The organism is Streptosporangium sp. NPDC023963 (assembly GCF_040639135.1).
In the GTDB taxonomy this organism is placed as follows: Bacteria; Actinomycetota; Actinomycetes; order Streptosporangiales; family Streptosporangiaceae; genus Streptosporangium.
In genome coordinates, this window is record NZ_JBEZZK010000003.1 from 390,187 (window position 1) to 405,025 (window position 14,839).

At 70.7% G+C, this 14,839-nt stretch carries 13 protein-coding genes; 5 read left to right on the forward strand and 8 right to left on the reverse strand.

The annotated features are described in order from the left end of the window. Window positions 1-64: 64 nt before the first annotated feature. Window positions 65-580 carry a hypothetical protein gene (locus AB0F88_RS12955; RefSeq protein ID WP_362681611.1) on the forward strand — a complete coding sequence of 172 codons (516 nt, stop codon included), beginning with the start codon at window positions 65-67 and terminating at the stop codon, window positions 578-580. Between the two features lie 61 nt (window positions 581-641). Here the strand turns inward: AB0F88_RS12955 and AB0F88_RS12960 are convergent, their stop codons facing one another. From AB0F88_RS12960 to AB0F88_RS12975, 4 genes are all read right to left on the reverse strand, one after another. Next, a complete protein-coding gene (locus AB0F88_RS12960; RefSeq protein ID WP_362681614.1) occupies window positions 642-1,661 on the reverse strand; it encodes a hypothetical protein in 1,020 nt (339 codons plus the stop codon). 37 nt (window positions 1,662-1,698) lie between these two features. After that, the gene (locus AB0F88_RS12965; protein WP_362681617.1) at window positions 1,699-2,250 is read right to left on the reverse strand and encodes a hypothetical protein; all 552 of its coding nucleotides are present in this window, start codon (window positions 2,248-2,250) and stop codon (window positions 1,699-1,701) included. Window positions 2,251-2,639: 389 nt separating this feature from the next. Beyond that, window positions 2,640-3,620 (reverse strand): LacI family DNA-binding transcriptional regulator, encoded by a 981-nt coding sequence (locus tag AB0F88_RS12970; protein ID WP_362681620.1) that lies wholly within the window; start codon window positions 3,618-3,620, stop codon window positions 2,640-2,642. An 85-nt stretch (window positions 3,621-3,705) separates the two neighbouring features. Further along, window positions 3,706-5,343: an ABC-F family ATP-binding cassette domain-containing protein gene (locus AB0F88_RS12975; protein WP_362681623.1), complete on the reverse strand. Its 1,638-nt coding sequence runs from the start codon at window positions 5,341-5,343 to the stop codon at window positions 3,706-3,708. A gap of 333 nt (window positions 5,344-5,676) precedes the next feature. Between AB0F88_RS12975 and AB0F88_RS12980 the strand changes: the two genes are divergently transcribed. Next, window positions 5,677-6,411 carry a hypothetical protein gene (locus AB0F88_RS12980; protein WP_362681626.1) on the forward strand — a complete coding sequence of 245 codons (735 nt, stop codon included), beginning with the start codon at window positions 5,677-5,679 and terminating at the stop codon, window positions 6,409-6,411. A gap of 169 nt (window positions 6,412-6,580) precedes the next feature. Then, window positions 6,581-7,732, forward strand: coding sequence for an acyl-CoA dehydrogenase family protein (locus tag AB0F88_RS12985; RefSeq protein WP_362681629.1), 1,152 nt, complete (start codon window positions 6,581-6,583; stop codon window positions 7,730-7,732). 255 nt (window positions 7,733-7,987) lie between these two features. Here AB0F88_RS12985 and AB0F88_RS12990 read toward each other — a convergent pair whose 3' ends face one another. The 4 genes from AB0F88_RS12990 to AB0F88_RS13005 all read right to left on the reverse strand — a co-directional run bounded on the left by AB0F88_RS12990 (window position 7,988) and on the right by AB0F88_RS13005 (window position 12,974). Continuing rightward, complete coding sequence (locus tag AB0F88_RS12990) at window positions 7,988-9,028, reverse strand: family 2 encapsulin nanocompartment cargo protein polyprenyl transferase (protein ID WP_362681631.1); 1,041 nt, start codon at window positions 9,026-9,028, stop codon at window positions 7,988-7,990. A 54-nt stretch (window positions 9,029-9,082) separates the two neighbouring features. Next, entirely contained in the window at window positions 9,083-10,468 is a 1,386-nt protein-coding gene (locus AB0F88_RS12995; RefSeq protein ID WP_362681634.1) for a family 2B encapsulin nanocompartment shell protein, read from the reverse strand. Between the two features lie 518 nt (window positions 10,469-10,986). Next, complete coding sequence (locus AB0F88_RS13000) at window positions 10,987-12,186, reverse strand: glycosyltransferase family 4 protein (protein WP_362681637.1); 1,200 nt, start codon at window positions 12,184-12,186, stop codon at window positions 10,987-10,989. Further along, the gene (locus AB0F88_RS13005; RefSeq protein ID WP_362681640.1) at window positions 12,183-12,974 is read right to left on the reverse strand and encodes a sulfotransferase; all 792 of its coding nucleotides are present in this window, start codon (window positions 12,972-12,974) and stop codon (window positions 12,183-12,185) included. Before AB0F88_RS13005 ends, AB0F88_RS13000 begins: the two co-directional genes overlap by 4 nt. Before the next feature lie 334 nt (window positions 12,975-13,308). Here AB0F88_RS13005 and AB0F88_RS13010 point away from each other — a divergent pair, with 334 nt between their 5' ends. After that, the gene (locus AB0F88_RS13010) at window positions 13,309-13,743 is read left to right on the forward strand and encodes a hypothetical protein (protein WP_362681643.1); all 435 of its coding nucleotides are present in this window, start codon (window positions 13,309-13,311) and stop codon (window positions 13,741-13,743) included. A 128-nt stretch (window positions 13,744-13,871) separates the two neighbouring features. Further along, the gene (locus tag AB0F88_RS13015) at window positions 13,872-14,735 is read left to right on the forward strand and encodes an NAD(+)/NADH kinase (protein ID WP_362681646.1); all 864 of its coding nucleotides are present in this window, start codon (window positions 13,872-13,874) and stop codon (window positions 14,733-14,735) included. Window positions 14,736-14,839: the final 104 nt, after the last annotated feature.

Here is a 14,839-nt window from a genome sequence, read left to right on the forward strand (position 1 = left end):
TCAACCCGGCTGAAAGCGGTTCGTCACACACTGTGGGCACAGCAGCCGGAAAGGAACCCCTCCCATGACGATCAGCCGCCTCCTCTCAGGACTCGCCCTCGCCACCGCCCTCGTCTCCATCGCCCCGGCCGCCGCCCAGGCGGCGACCGCCCAGGCGCCGGCCGGCCCGGCCACCGCCGGCACGACGGCGGCGCAGGGTGCCGGCCCGTGGGGCACCTACTACGCCCCCGGCAGGAGGGCGAAGGCGAACGGCTCGCTGACCGTCTCCGGCGAGGACCACGCGGACATCCCCGCCGCCGAGAGGGGCAGGATCTCCGGCAAGGTCTACGACCTGACGAGGGGCCCCTCCTGCGGCTGGGCGGTCTTCCGCCTCACCTACCGGAGCGCCGACGGCAGGAACCTGCCGTTCAAGCACCGCAGCATCGTCGACTGCTCGTACGGCACCCCGAAGCCGTTCACGTTCACCCAGCGCGACCTCTACCAGGTCGAGCTCAAGGTCTGCTCCGAGGCCAAGGCCTCCAAGCCCTCCCTGAACTGCCTGTACGCGGGCACCTGGAAGGTCCTCTACGTCTCGAAGTGAGCGACGGGCGGGTCTCCCCGCCCGTCCGGCACGGCCACCGGGCCGCCGTCCCGACGAAGCGTCAGCTCGTCGGGACGGCGGCCCGACGCCTGCCACGATGCCGAGGGCTGTGACGGGCACGACCGGCCCGGCGCCTGCGGCGCACCATGAGGCCGAGGGCGGTGACGGGCACGACCACCCCGGCCACCAGCCCCACCAGGGGCAGGTGGTTCTCGTCGGGCTCGACGGAAAAGCCCTGGCCCGACGCCGGGAAGGTGAAGGTGGCGGAGACCGCCCGTTTCACCATGCCGCTCGACAGGGTGACCCTGCCCCTCCACGGGCCTTCGGGCATGCGCCGGTCCATGGTCACGATCACCGGGGCGACGCCGCCGGGAAGCAGCGTGACCCCCAGGTCGGCGGGGAACGGCCCGGCCTGCAGGCCACCGGGGCCGTTTGTCAGCGACAGCGCCCCGTTCATGTCCAGGGTCCGCCCTCCGGTGTTACGGATCAGTGCCAGCAGTTGCGGGCTGCCGTCCGCGGCACGCATGGGCGTCAGTTTCTCGATGCGGAAGTCCGACGGCGGTTCCCCGCCCGGCCCGACATCGAGGTAGACGCGGATCCCGACCCGGTTGACGACGCGCACGGGGTGGGAGTCGTCGGCCTCGGCGGCGACCTCCGCCCAGACCACGGCGAACCGCTCGCCACGCGAGGCGACGGGCGGCACCTTGATCGTCACCTGGGCGGTCGCCGTGCCCCCCGGCGGCAGGTCGACCGAGTCGCGGTCGAGCGAGATCCAGCTCACCAGCTCGTTCCTGGGGCGGCCCGCCGGTGCGTGGAAACCGTTCCGCACGACGTCGGCGGCGGCCGGATACAGGCTGACGTGCTGCGGCTTCCTGGACGTGTTGGAGATCTCCACCTTCCGCCGGATGACGGTGCCCGGGTGGAGATGGTCGATGATGTAGGAGAGCGCGCGAGGATCGCCGCGACGGCTGATCGGTGCCTCGAGAAGGCGGATGCCGATCGTGCCCCGGGGCTCGGCGGCGACCAGGCTCTCCCCGGCCGGTACGCCGGCCGACGCGCCGGCCGCGCTGGAACACAGCACGGCCAGCAGCGTCAGCGTGAACGGTACGGCGATCCGGCTACGCCACCTGATGTGTCACCGTCCCGGTGTAGTCGCCGATCTGGGCCGTGATGGGGATGTTGACGATCAGCGTGGGGTTCCACGTCGCCGTGCTGCCTCCGGTGCCTCCCGTGTGGGCGAAGGCCGGGACGGCGGTCAGTGTCGTGCCCGTCAGAGGGATCGCCTCGCCCACCGTGGGCTGTCCCGGAATGAAGACGCCACCACCGGTGGTGGCGGTCGTCGGCCCGGACCAGTACTCCACGGAGGCGAAGGGAATCGTCAGCGCGGCGTCGGTGAAGTCCGTCGCGAACACCGTCGCGGTCCAGGCCGAGTCGGCCCCGCCGCGGGTGTCGGAGACCGACACGGGGCCGATCTGCCCGGTGAGCGTGCCACCGGGGGGAGCGGAACCGAGGTCGATCGGGCCGGCCGGCGCGACGATGTCCAGGCTTCCCGCCTCCACGGAGAAGGTGACGATGGTGTCGGCGCTGGGAGCGGCCACCGCCGGTGCCGCCAGGATGACCATCAAAGCGCCTACGCCCGCCGAGGTGAGCACGGCAAATCTCTTACGCAAGATCTCTTCCTTCCGAATGACGAGGCATGTCTTCGGGGGGCGGCAAGCGATGGATCTTCCATACTTGTCGCGATAACTGTAAGAGATCGACAACTACCCAGCGTGACGAAAACGGCAAACGGGAGGCCCCGAGATGTTCCGGTGAGAACCAAAGCGCCGGACCGCGGCGAAAGGGGCGCGCGGCACCTCGCCGGCGAATGCCGCCTCCAGCCGCGGAAGGGTCCCTCCCGGAAAACATGAACATTTCGCCTTCTTGTTAACGACATATGTTCGTAACAGACGAATGTGGATCCGGAAAATAACGATTCCCGCATGCTGGATCGTTCGTAAAGGGGATCAGAGGCGGGGACCGGGCGTGGGACGCGTCTCCCGCCTCCCGGCGGGGTCCCTCAGCGCCTGACCGGGCCGGTCGAGGCCCTGACCACCAGCTCGGGCTCGAAGAGCAGCTCGTCGGCCGGCACCAGGGCCTTGTCGATCTGGGCGGCGAGCAGGTCGACGACCGCGCGGCCCATCGCGTCGATCGGCTGGCGCAGCGTCGTCAGCGGCGGGTCGGTGCAGTTCATCAGCGCGGAGTCGTCGTAGCCGATCACCGAGACGTCGTCGGGCACGGAGAGCCCCGCCCTGCGGGCCGCCCTTATCGCGCCCAGCGCCATCACGTCGCTGGCGCAGATGACGCCGGTCACCCCCTTGCGTATCAGCCGCGCGGCCGCCGCGTGCCCCCCTTCCAGGGAGAACATGGTGTGCTCCACGAACTCGGGGTCGAGGTCGGCCGCGTCCAGCTTGCGCCGGGAGGGCACGTGGTCGGGAGGGCCGAGCACCATGCCGATCCGCTCGTGGCCCAGCGACCGCAGGTGGCCGAGCGCCATCTCGGCGGCGGCCACGTCGTCACAGGAGACCTGGGGGAAGGCGAGGTGCGCGACCGCGGCGTTCACCAGCACGGTCGGCAGCCGCCGCTCCCGCAGCAGCTCGTAGTGCTCGTGGGAGGCGTCCGCCTGGGCGAACAGGCCCCCGGCGAAGACCACGCCGGACACCTGCTGCTGGAGCAGCAGGTCGACGTACTCCGCCTCGGAGACGCCGCCCAGGGTGCGGGTGCACAACACGGAGGTGAACCCCTGCTGGGCCAGCGCACCCCCGACGACCTCGGCGAAAGCGGGGAAGATGGGGTTTTGCAGCTCGGGCAGGACGAGCCCGACCAGCCGCGCCCTGTCGCCGCGCAGCTGGGTCGGCCGCTCGTAGCCGAGCACGTCGAGCGCCGTGAGGACGGCCTCACGGGTCGCCTCGGACACCCCGGGCTTCCCGTTGAGCACGCGACTGACCGTCGCCTCGCTCATCCCGACCTTCTTGGCCACTTCTGCAAGCCGTCGCGTCATGATGAAACTATAAGGCAAGAGAAGCAATTACTTGCGGCTGCTTGCGAAAGTTACGTCAACAGTCAGGTCCGGCGGACCGTCCCGGTCAGCTTTCGGCGATCCTGCCGCCGTCGACGTGGACCCGCCGGGTGGTGTGCACCGCGTCCAGCATCCGGCGGTCGTGAGTGACCAGCAGCAGCGTACCGGGATAGGAGGCGAGCGCGGATTCCAGTTGCTCGATCGCGGCCAGGTCCAGATGGTTGGTCGGCTCGTCGAGCACGAGGAGGTTCACCCCGCGCGCCTGGAGCAGCGCCAGCGCGGCCCGGGTCCGCTCCCCCGGCGACAGGGTGGCGGCCGGGCGCGGCACGTGCGCGGCCCGGAGCCCGAACTTGGCGAGCAGCGTGCGGACCTCCGCGGGAACCATGTCGGGCACCGCGGCGCCGAAGGCCTCGACCAGGGGTTCGTCGCCGAGGAACAGCCCCCGCGCCTGGTCCACCTCGCCGACGACCACCCCGGGGCCCAGCGAGGCGTTGCCCTCCTCCAGCGGGAGCCGGCCCAGGAGCGCGGCCAGCAGGGTCGACTTGCCGGAGCCGTTGGCGCCGGTGAGCGCCACCCGCTCGGCCCAGCCGACCTCCAGGTTCACCGGGCCGAGGGTGAACGTGCCGCGCCGGACCACGGCATCGCGCAGCGTCGCCACGACGGCCCCCGATCTCGGGGCCACCGCGATCTCCATGCGCAGCTCCCACTCCTTGCGGGGCTCCTCGACCTCCTCCAGCCGCTCGATCAGCCGCTCGGTCTGGCGGGCCTTCGCGGCCTGCTTCTCGGTCGCCTCGGTACGGAAGTTACGGCCGATCTTGTCGTTGTCGGTCGCCTTGCGCCGCGCGTTCTTGACGCCCTTCTCCATCCAGGCGCGCTGCATGCCCGCGCGCTGCTTGAGGGAGGCGACGGTGCCGGCGTACTCCTCGTACTCGTCGCGGGCGTGCCGGCGGGCGACCTCGCGCTCGGCAAGATAGGCCTCGTAGCCACCGCCGTGCACCCTGACCAGCTGCTGGGCGAGGTCGAGCTCGACGACCCGGTTCACGGTCCTGGCCAGGAACTCGCGGTCGTGGCTGACCAGGACGGTCCCGGCCCGCAGGCCGGTGACGAAGCGTTCGAGCCGCTCCAGCCCCTCCAGGTCGAGGTCGTTGGTGGGCTCGTCGAGCAGGAAGACGTCGTAGCGGCTGAGCAGCAGGGAGGCCATGCCCGCCCGCGCGGCCTGGCCGCCGGAGAGCGCCGTCATCGGCCGGTCGAGCTCCACGGCGAGGCCGAGCTCGGCGACGACCTCGGCGGCCCGGTCCTCCAGGTCGGCACCGCCCAGGGCGAGCCAGCGCTCCAGGCCGGTGGCGTAGGCGTCGTCCGCTCCCGGGGTTCCCTCCACCAGTCCCTGGGTCGCGGCGTCCAGCGCGCGCTGCGCGGCGGCCACCCCGGTACGGCGGGCCAGGAAGTCCGCGATCGTCTCGTCCGCGCGGCGCTCACGCTCCTGGGGCAGGTAGCCGACCGAGGCCGAAGGCGGGCTGAGCCGCACGGAGCCGTGCTCCGGCGGGAGCAGCCCCGCGAGGATCCGCATCAGGGTGGACTTGCCCGCGCCGTTCACTCCGACCAGGCCGACGACGTCGCCGGGGGCGACCACCAGGTCGAGCCCGGTGAAAAGCGCTCGGTCGCCGTGTCCGGCGGCCAGGTCCTTGGCGACGATGGTGGCACTCATACGCAAACGCTATCCGCCCACCGGCACCGCGGCGCCATGTCCTATATGTCCACTATGTCAGATTAAGGATCCCAAGTCCCCGGCCGCACCCCTGCCCGTCCGCCGAACCCTATTCCCGACAAATCAGACATATCGCGCTTATTGCAGAAAAATTTCTGAGCCCCGGGAACCGGCGGTTGACCTGGCCGTCCTTCCCAGGAAACGTTACCTTACGGAGATCTAAAACCTCTTTTTTCGCCACTTCAGGCAACATCAGCCGCTTGTGTGTCGTCTTATGGGACGGGGACGGTCAACAGGCCGTCTCTGAAACGGGGAGAAGAGGAAAGCGTCTTGATGAAACGAATCGCCGTCGGTCTGCTGTCGACGGCAGTGGGCAGCTCGCTGCTCCTGTCCGCCGGAACGGCCTCCGCCGAACGAGTCGCTCTCGGCGTGCGCATCGACAACGTGAACCCGAACCCGGTCGTCGTGAAGGGAGACGACGACACGAGGGTCAGCATCGAGGTCCGCACCACCGAGGCCACTCGCGTCGAGCTTCGCCTCAGGCCGGTCTCCGACCAGGCCCGCACCATGGCGGCGCCGGAGCCCAGGCTCCTGCACCAGGGTGACCTGTGGCGCTTCACGACCAGCTTCGACGAGAACGACTTCGAGGGTCGCTGGGTCGCGATCGCCGACGCGTACGACAAGGACGGCAAGAAGGTGACCGACGAGGTCAACTTCTCCGTCGTACACGAGGAGGCCGAGAAGGCCGACACCCGCATCTACCGATTCTCCGCGAACCCCGGAACCGTCCGCAAGGGTCGCTCGGTCTACTTCACCGGCCGTCTCCAGGTCGACGACGACCGCTGGAAGGGCGTGCGCGGCGAGGAGGTGGAGATCTACTTCCGCAAGCGCGGTACCAACACGTGGAAGTTCGTGACCTCCCCCGACACCGGCTGGAAGGGCACCTTCCGCGCCAAGGCCCGCGCGTACAGCAGCGGCGAGTACCGTGCGGTCTTCGACGGCAACGACGAGCTCTCCGAGAGCCGCAGCCGGTCCGACTGGGTGCGCGTTTACACCCGCCGCTGGTAGTCCCGCCTGACGGTCGCGCCGCGACCGGTCGGCAGTCGACGCGGAAGCCCGGGGCGACCCGGGCTTCTGTCGTTTCCGGCGTCTCCCGTGGTTCCCGGTGAGGCCCTCCGCTTGATCCCCCCGCTTTCGGGCAGCGGAGGGGGACGACGACCGGAGGGAAGCCGCGCCGATGACGACGGGTGATTTCTACGACTACTCCGAGCTGCTGGAGGAGCACGAGAAGGAGATCGTGCTCCGGGTACGGGAGTTCATGGCGCGCGAGGTCGCGCCCATCGCGAACGAGGCGTGGACCAACGCGCGCTTCCCCCACCAGCTGATTCCCGAGTTCGCCAAGCTCGACATCGCGGGCCTGGCCTACCGGGGGGCACGGAGCCTGCTGACCGGGTTCGTGGTCCTGGAGATGAACCGGGTGGACCCGTCGACGGGCACGTTCTTCGGTGTCCACAACGGTCTGGCGATGGGCAGCGTGGACCGGCTGGGCTCGGAGGAGCAGCGGGAGCGATGGCTGCCGCCGATGGCGGCGATGGAGAAGATCGGGGCGTTCGCGCTGACGGAGCCCGAGGGGGGATCCGACGTCGCGGCGGGGCTGCGCACGACGGCCCGGCGCGAGGGCGACGTGTGGGTGCTCAACGGGGCCAAGCGCTGGATCGGCAACGCGACCTTCGCCGACCTGATCGTGGTGTGGGCCAAGGACGAGGCCGACGGCCAGGTCAAGGGGTTCGTGGTGGAGAAGGGCACACCCGGCTTCGCCGCCACGAAGATCGAGAACAAGATAGCCCTGCGGACGGTCCAGAACGCCGACATCACGCTCACCAACTGCCTGGTGCCGGAGATCAACCGGCTGCAGAAGGCCAACGGCTTCCGCGACACCGGCACCATCCTGCGGCAGACCCGGGGAGGCGTGGCCTGGCAGGCGGTGGGCTGCATGACGGGCGCCTACGAGCTCGCACTGGAGTACGCCAAGACGCGCGAGCAGTTCGGGCGGCCGATCGCGGGCTTCCAGCTCGTGCAGGACCTGCTCGTGCGGATGCTGGGCAACGTCACCTGCTCGCTGGGCATGGTGGTGCGGCTGGCACAGCTCCAGGACGCGGGCGTCTACAAGGACGAGCACTCGGCCATGGCCAAGGCCTTCTGCACGGCGCGGATGCGCGAGGCCGTGGGATGGGCCAGGGAGATCCTGGGTGGCAACGGCATCGTCCTCGACTACGACGTCGGCCGCTTCGTGGCCGACTCCGAGGCGATCTACTCCTACGAGGGGACGCGCGAGATCAACACCCTGATCGTGGGACGGGCGATCACCGGTACGAGCGCCTTCGTCTGAGCACGCCGCCCCGGGCCTCCTCGCCCGAGAGCTCTGTTCCCGGGCGTTCCCAGGGTTCCCAGGCGTTCCCGGGGTTCCCCTGCGCCCTCGTCAAAGTTCCCAGGCGTTCCCGGGCGCCCTCGTCAGAGTTCCCAGGCGTTCCCGGGCGCCCTCGTCAGAGTTCCCAGGCACCCCGCCGGAGCGTCGTCGCCCGAACGTCGTCGTCTGAGGCTCCCTCGCCGGAGCGTCGTCGACGACAGGCGTACGACGCTCCGATCAGTGGTCGCGGCGGGTGACGAGACGGGCGAGTGCGGTCAGCTCGGCGGCGGGCCGGGACAGCGCGCCCGCCGCCGCCAGGTGGCGCAGGGCCCGCGCGAGCAGCTCGTCGGCCTCCACCTGGGTCCAGGCCCGCCCGCCAGCGGCCTCGACGAGCTCGGCCGCGCGGACCAGCTCGGCGTCGGAGAGCGGCCGCTCCCGGTGGTAGAGGCCGGCCAGCTCCTGTCCGGCCGGGGTGCCGGAGGTCAGGGCGGCGACGACCGGGATGGACTTCTTGCGGCTGCGCAGATCCGAGTGGACCGGCTTGCCGGTCGCCTCGGGGTCTCCCCAGATGCCCAGCAGGTCGTCGACGAGCTGGAACGCCAGCCCCAGGTCCCGGCCGAAGGCGACGAAGTGCTCGACCTGCTCGGGGCCCCCACCGCCGAACAGGGCGCCGAGGCCGCAGGCGCAGCCCAGCAGGGCACCGGTCTTGCCGACCGCCATGCTCATGCACTCGGCCGGCCCGACGTCCTGGCGTTCCTCGAAGGCGACATCCGCGCTCTGGCCGTCCAGCAGTTCCTGGACCGCGGTGCTGAAGATCCGGGTCGCCTCGGCGGTGCCCGGGTGTCCTCCGGTCGCGAGCACGTCGAAGGCGAGCGTCAGCAGCGCGTCACCGGCCAGGATGGCCGGGCTGACCCCGAAGACGGCCCAGGCCGTGGGGCGGTGGCGTCGGGTCCGGTCACCGTCCATCACGTCGTCGTGCAGGAGGGAGAAGTCGTGCACCAGCTCGACGGCGGCCGCCGGCCGGAGCGCCGAGACCGCGGTGCCGCCGACGGCCTCCGCCGACAGCAGGGCCAGCGCGGGGCGGATCGCCTTGCCCCCACCGGTCGTGGACGGCCGGCCCCGCTCGTCCCACCAGCCGAAGTGGTATCCGGCGATGCGCCTCATCGACGCGGGCAGCGTGTCGGCCGCCGGGCGCAGGGTCGCCTCGACCATGTCCCGGCTCCAGGCCAGCACCTCACCCGCGGACCGCCCGTCCGTCGACGTCTCGATGGTCGTCACACTCGCTCTCCCTCGCTCGGCGGCCGGCCGGAAACCCTGTCCCCCCACCTGTCGTCAGTGGCCGATCTCGACGTCTTCCAGGATGCCGAGCGCGTCGGGCACCAGGACGGCGGCGGAGTAGTAGGCGCTGACCAGGTAGGAGATGATCGCCTTCTCGCTGATGCCCATGAAGCGGACCGACAGGCTGGGCTGGTACTCGTCGGGGATGCCGGTCTGGTGCAGGCCGATGACCCCCTGGTTGTCCTCGCCGACGCGCATGGCCAGGATCGAGGTGGTGCGGGTCTCGGTGATGGGGATCTTGCTGCAGGAGAAGATGGGGACGCCACGCCAGGCGGGCACCCCGCTGCCGCCGATGTCGACGCCCTGCGGGTAGAGGCCGCGCGCGTTGCACTCGCGGCCGAAGGCGGCGATGGCGTGCGGGTGGGCGAGGAAGAAGCTCGTGCTCCTGCGGCGGCTGAGCAGCTCGTCGAGGTCGTCGGGGGTGGGCGGGCCGGTGCGGGTGTGGATCCGCTGCTTGAGGTCGGCGTTGTGCAGCAGCCCGAACTCGCGGTTGTTGATCAGTTCGTGCTCCTGCCGTTCGCGCAGCACCTCGATCGTGAGCCGGAGCTGCTGCTCGATCTGGTCCATCGGGTCGTTGTAGAGGTCGGCCACCCGGCTGTGCACCCGCAGGACCGTCTGCGCGACACTCAGCTGGTACTCGCGCGGGGAGAGCTCGTAGTCGACGAACGTGCCCGGCAGGTCGGCCTCTCCCTCGTGGCCGGCGGCCACCTCGACGGCGGCCTCGCCGTACTTGTTCTGCGGCCCGCGAGAGGCCGTCTCCCGCTGCCGCAGATGGGCCTGGAGCGGCTCCGCCTGCTCGGCCAGCTCCAGGAAGGCCTGCCGGGGCAGGACCATCGCCGTGCCGCTGGTGACCGCCTTGGCGGTGAACGGCCACTCTCCCCCGTCGCCGACCAGGGTGTCGTCGCCGAAGTGGTCGCCCGCGGCCAGCACGGTCAGCACGATCTCGTCACCGTACGGCCCGGTGCCGACCTTGTTGACCTTGCCGTGCGCGATGAGCACGACCTCGTCGGCCGGTCGCCCCGCCTCCACGAGCACGTCACCGGCCTGGAACTCCCGCTGGACGAACCGGCCCGCCAGGGCGTCGAGGACGTCGGAGTCGTCGAACCCGCGCAGCAGGGGCAGCTCGCACAGCTCGGCCGGGATGACCGCCACCTGCGACCCGGAGTTGGTGAAGCTCACCCGCCCGTCGCCGATCGTGTAGGTCAGCCGCCTGTTGACGCGGTAGGTGCCGCCCGAGACCTGTGTCCAGGGGAGCATCCGCAGCAGCCACCGTGAGGTGATCTCCTGCATCTGGGGAGTCGACTTGGTCGTCGTCGCCAGGTTACGCGCGGCGTCCGTACTCAGACTCAGCTGCGACCGGCCAGCCTCGAACTCCGTCACAACACACCACCGATCCGTACTCGTACCGACAGGGGAAAGAAGACATGAATCAACCAGGGGGGAACGCCAATTACCCGCGACAGAAACGGCAGAATCGTTGACCCCCCGATGCGCGGAGCCGGATATGGCCCGCCACCGTGGACGCCTCAATTTTGGGTTGCCCTTAAATATCTTGTCAAGCATTGGATACGATCCGGCCAACAATTAACAAAGTCGCTATCGTCAAATGCCCGAAAAAGATTGAATGTCTTATTCATATCAGCGGTCCGGATCATATGAAGGGCTTTGTGAGCTGGCAATATCCGTCATGCCAGACATCACGCCGCGTATCCCCGGCGGCCGGCACGGCGCAGCGAGAATCCCTTTTCGCATGGCACCGGAAATTCCGCGAACCACCCCGCCGGCACCCCGGACCCCGCCGGGAGGACGCGGCGCGACAACGGCGAGAAAGACGAACCGCCGCCCCGGGCGGCATCTCCCATAAAAGATGAAAATCAGGTGCTACCGGCCGGTACCGGTCAGCGCGGCCGTTCCGGTGCGCGGCCCAGGAGTTCGGCGAAGAGGTTCTCCCAGAGCGGCATGATCACTTCGGGCGTGTAGTCACGCGCGGTGACGGCGGCGGCGGCCCCCATCCGCTCCCGCAGCCCCCGGTCCTCGATGAGCCGGATCATCGCCGCCGCCAGCGCGTCGACGTCCCGGGGAGGGACGAGCAGCCCGTCGACCCCGGGGGTGAGCACGTCGGCCGGGCCGGTCGGGCAGTCGAAGGCGACGACGGGCAGCGCCTGGGTCATCGCCTCGATCATCACCATCGGCAGGCCCTCGAACCGCGAGCTGAGCACGTAGAAGGAGGCCTTGGCCAGTTCCTCGTCGAGATGGTCGGTCCGCCCCATCAGGGTGACGTTGTCACGCAGTCCGAGCTCCTTCAGGAGCCCGCGCAGCGCGTCCTTCTTCGGGCCGGTGCCGTAGATGCGCAGCCGCCAGTCGGGGTGGTGGTCGACGACCTGCCGGAACGCGGGGATCAGCAGGTCGAAGCCCTTCTGCCCGACGAGCCGCCCGGCCGCGACCACGAGCCTGTCCTCCTGCCAGGAGAGCGGCCGCCGCACCGGGCCGACCGCGTTGGGGATGCGCACGACGGGGGTGCCGGGCAGGAGTTCCTGGTACTCCCTCCTGTCGGTCCCGGTGAGCACGGCCACCGCGTCCAGGCCGCCGTAGTGACGGGCGATCGCCCTCCGGACCGCCTCGGGGTGGGTGGCCAGGTTCATGTGCTCCTGGGCGATCCTGACGACGCTCGCGGGAGCGCGCCGGGCGGAGATGAGGTTCAGCGCGGGACGGGTGGTGACCAGGATGCCGTCCTGGAGCGCGGAGACGTAGTCGATGACGGACCGCTCCACGCGCTCGGTGAAGTAGGAGGCCGCGAACTCCCCGGCGGGCACGATCTTGCCGCGGATCCGCCGCCAGGCCCTGCGCCCCACCGAGTCCGAGGGCCTGCCGTCCCGCTGGTCCGACAGCGCCAGCAGACGGACGCGGGCGTCGATCGGGAACTGGGGCCTCTCCCTGCGGCGCACCACGCTGACGATCTCGACCTCGTGCCCGGCGGCGGCCATCGCGTTCGCCTGGTTGATCACCGTGCGGATCGTCCCGCCCATGCCGTACGCGTGCAGGAGCATGTAGCGGATCTTCATGGCCGCGGGGGGCTCGGGCGCTCCGGGCGCCGTCACGTGGGCTCCGCGGCGTGCGGCAGGTATCCCCAGCTCTCGCACATCGGCCTGAGCGACTCGGGGATCTCCTCGGCCCTCGGCAGGTCGCGCGCGGGCTGCACGCTCCCCGAGCGGATCTTGTCCTTCCAGTCGCCGAGCCCCTTCTGCAGCACGGCCTGCTCGCCGTACGCCAGCATCTCCGGCTCCCAGGGGATGCCGAGGAAGTCGCAGAGGCGGCGCGCCTCGGCCGCGGGATCGGCGGTCAGGTCCTCGTACCGCACGGTGCACCCGCTGAGCGCCTTCCGCGCCCGCTGCACGGCCTTCATGTAGCGCAGGGCGTCGAGCGCCGCCTCCTCGGGTGTCCTCTTGCCGGCGCCGGCCTCGTACCACGAACTCGCGACGGACGCCGGGTGGCGCAGCAGGAAGACGAACCGGGCGTCCGGCCAGCACGCGGCGATGCGCCGGTGGGCGAAGGCGTTGGCCGGCGTCTTGTCCACGACGAACGTCTTGCCGCTCTTGACCAGCTCGCGGTGGAGCACGCGGTCCCACAGCAGGTGTTCCAGGTCGGCCCGCTCGTGCCCGAGGGCCTCCATCGCCCTCTCCGCCAGCGAGGTGCCGAACTCCACCCGGAGCCTGCGCACGTGCAGCTCGTGCGGGGCGTGCAGCATGGAGTGGGCGTTGAGCAGAGCCCTCAGGAGCGTGGAGCCGGACCTGACCGGCGAGAGGATGAAGATCGGGGCGACCAGCAGCCGGTCGACCTTCGGGTCCGCGGGCGGCCTGAACGACTCCTCCGCCGCCGGGGCCCCCACGGCGGCCGCTGGACCGACTTTCCCTACTCGGTTAACCTGGAATCCGGTTAGCCTGACAAGGGCGTCGTTGGCCTTGCGCTGCCAGTCCATGCCCAGGGAGGGTAGTCACCTTTCCTGGCATTTAACTGTGTGTTCACTCAAGAACACCTCTCTGTCCGCCGGGCGCGCCCGCGCCTTTGCCCGCCCTTGGGGGAAGGGCGGAACGGGCCGGCGATTCACCCTCCCCACGCGGGGTAATGACACGTTCCCACGGCTCAGACGGCATGCGGCCGGTCGGCGGCCACGCTCCGGCGCGCCGCCCCCGGCCCGCCGCACCCCTCGAGGAGGAGATCGAGTGACCCACGACGTACGGCCGGATCCGGCCTCGCCCGCCGCCTCGCCCGCCGCCTCGCCCCCGGTCTCGTCCCACGACGTCGACGACGCCACCGCCGAGGCCCTGGGAAAGCTCTCCGAGGCGCTGGAGACGACCGAGCGGGCCCGCGGGCACCTCTACTCCTTCCACCAGCTGACCGGTCACGCCGACCTGCAGCTCGACGAGGCGGTGGAGCTGCTGCGCGCCGCGGGCCACCCCGAGATGGCCGACATGGTGACCCGCGAGCTGATCGGCCTCGACGTCATCCCCGGCCGGTGGACCTTCCAGGTCGTGGAGGAGTACGAGGACGGCTACCACAGCGTCTTCACCGGCGTGGAGAGACGGATCAGGGAACGGCTGGCGGGCGGGCGCCGCCACCTCCACGAGGCGCGGATGAAGGAACGGCGCCAGAGCTGATCCGTCCGGCGCTCCCGGTCCCCGGACTCCCGCCCCCGCCCCCGCCCCGCCCCCGGTGCCGGGCCCCGGTCCGCCCCGCCGGGGATCGAGGCGTCCGGATGGGCGGCGGGCCCCGTACAGTGTGAGGCATGGGGATGGTCAAGACCGTGGGGCTGGTTCTGCACCCGCAGCGCGATTCGAAGGTGGCCATCGACACGATCGTGGAGTGGGCCCGCGCCCGCAACGTCACGGTGCTGGGGTTGCCCGACGAGGTCGGGCGCATCGACTGCAGCGCGGTATCGGTCGACGGCGCCACCCTGGTCGACCGCGCCGACCTGCTCGTCAGCCTCGGCGGCGACGGCACGATGCTGCGCACCATGCGCCTCATCTCGGGGCGCAAGACCCCCGTCCTCGGCGTCAACCTCGGCAAGCTGGGGTTCCTCGCGGAGATCGACGTCGACGAGCTGCCCCCGGCCCTGTCGGCCATCGACAACCACGACTACACGGTCGAGCCGCGCATGGCGGTGCGGGCGACCCTGCCCGACGGCACGGCGGTGACCGCGTTCAACGACATCGCCCTGGTGCGGATACCGGGGGACGGGCTGTCGGCGGTGTCGATCACCGTGGAGGGGCACCCCTTCGTGCGCTACGCGGCCGACGCGGTCATCGTGGCCACCCCCACCGGGTCGACCGCCTACAGCTTCTCCGCGGGCGGTCCCATCGTGTCGCCGACGGTCGAGGGGTTCCTCGTGGTCCCCGCGGCGGCGCACTCGTCGTTCAACCGGGCCATCGTGCTGTCGGCCGACGAGCGGGTCGTGCTCGACCTGCTGCCGACGAGCGGCCGGCTCGCCGTGGAGGTGGACGGCACGGTGGCCGCGCACCTCACGTCCGGGGACGCGCTCGGCGTCACCGCGATCCGCGCCGCCGCCTGGGTGGTCCGGCTCGGCCCGAAGAGCTTCTACGACCGCGCCCGCCGCAAGCTCCGCGTCAACGGCAGCGCCGAGGTCGACTAGACCTCCCGAGATCCTCGCACCGCCCCGGCGCCCGCCGGGCCGGGCTCTTTCCCGCGCCCCTTCCGCCGGTCACGAGCGCGAAGGGAGCGGTGAGATGACAGCGT

Excerpts from the sequence above, each read along its gene's own strand:
- AB0F88_RS12975 (WP_362681623.1), bottom strand. The coding sequence starts at position 5,343 with ATGAGTGCCACCATCGTCGCCAAGGACCTGGCCGCCGGACACGGCGAC.
- AB0F88_RS12980 (WP_362681626.1), top strand. The coding sequence starts at position 5,677 with ATGAAACGAATCGCCGTCGGTCTGCTGTCGACGGCAGTGGGCAGCTCG.
- AB0F88_RS13015 (WP_362681646.1), top strand. The coding sequence starts at position 13,872 with ATGGGGATGGTCAAGACCGTGGGGCTGGTTCTGCACCCGCAGCGCGAT.
- AB0F88_RS12985 (WP_362681629.1), top strand. The coding sequence starts at position 6,581 with ATGACGACGGGTGATTTCTACGACTACTCCGAGCTGCTGGAGGAGCAC.
- AB0F88_RS12970 (WP_362681620.1), bottom strand. The coding sequence starts at position 3,620 with ATGACGCGACGGCTTGCAGAAGTGGCCAAGAAGGTCGGGATGAGCGAG.
- AB0F88_RS12955 (WP_362681611.1), top strand. The coding sequence starts at position 65 with ATGACGATCAGCCGCCTCCTCTCAGGACTCGCCCTCGCCACCGCCCTC.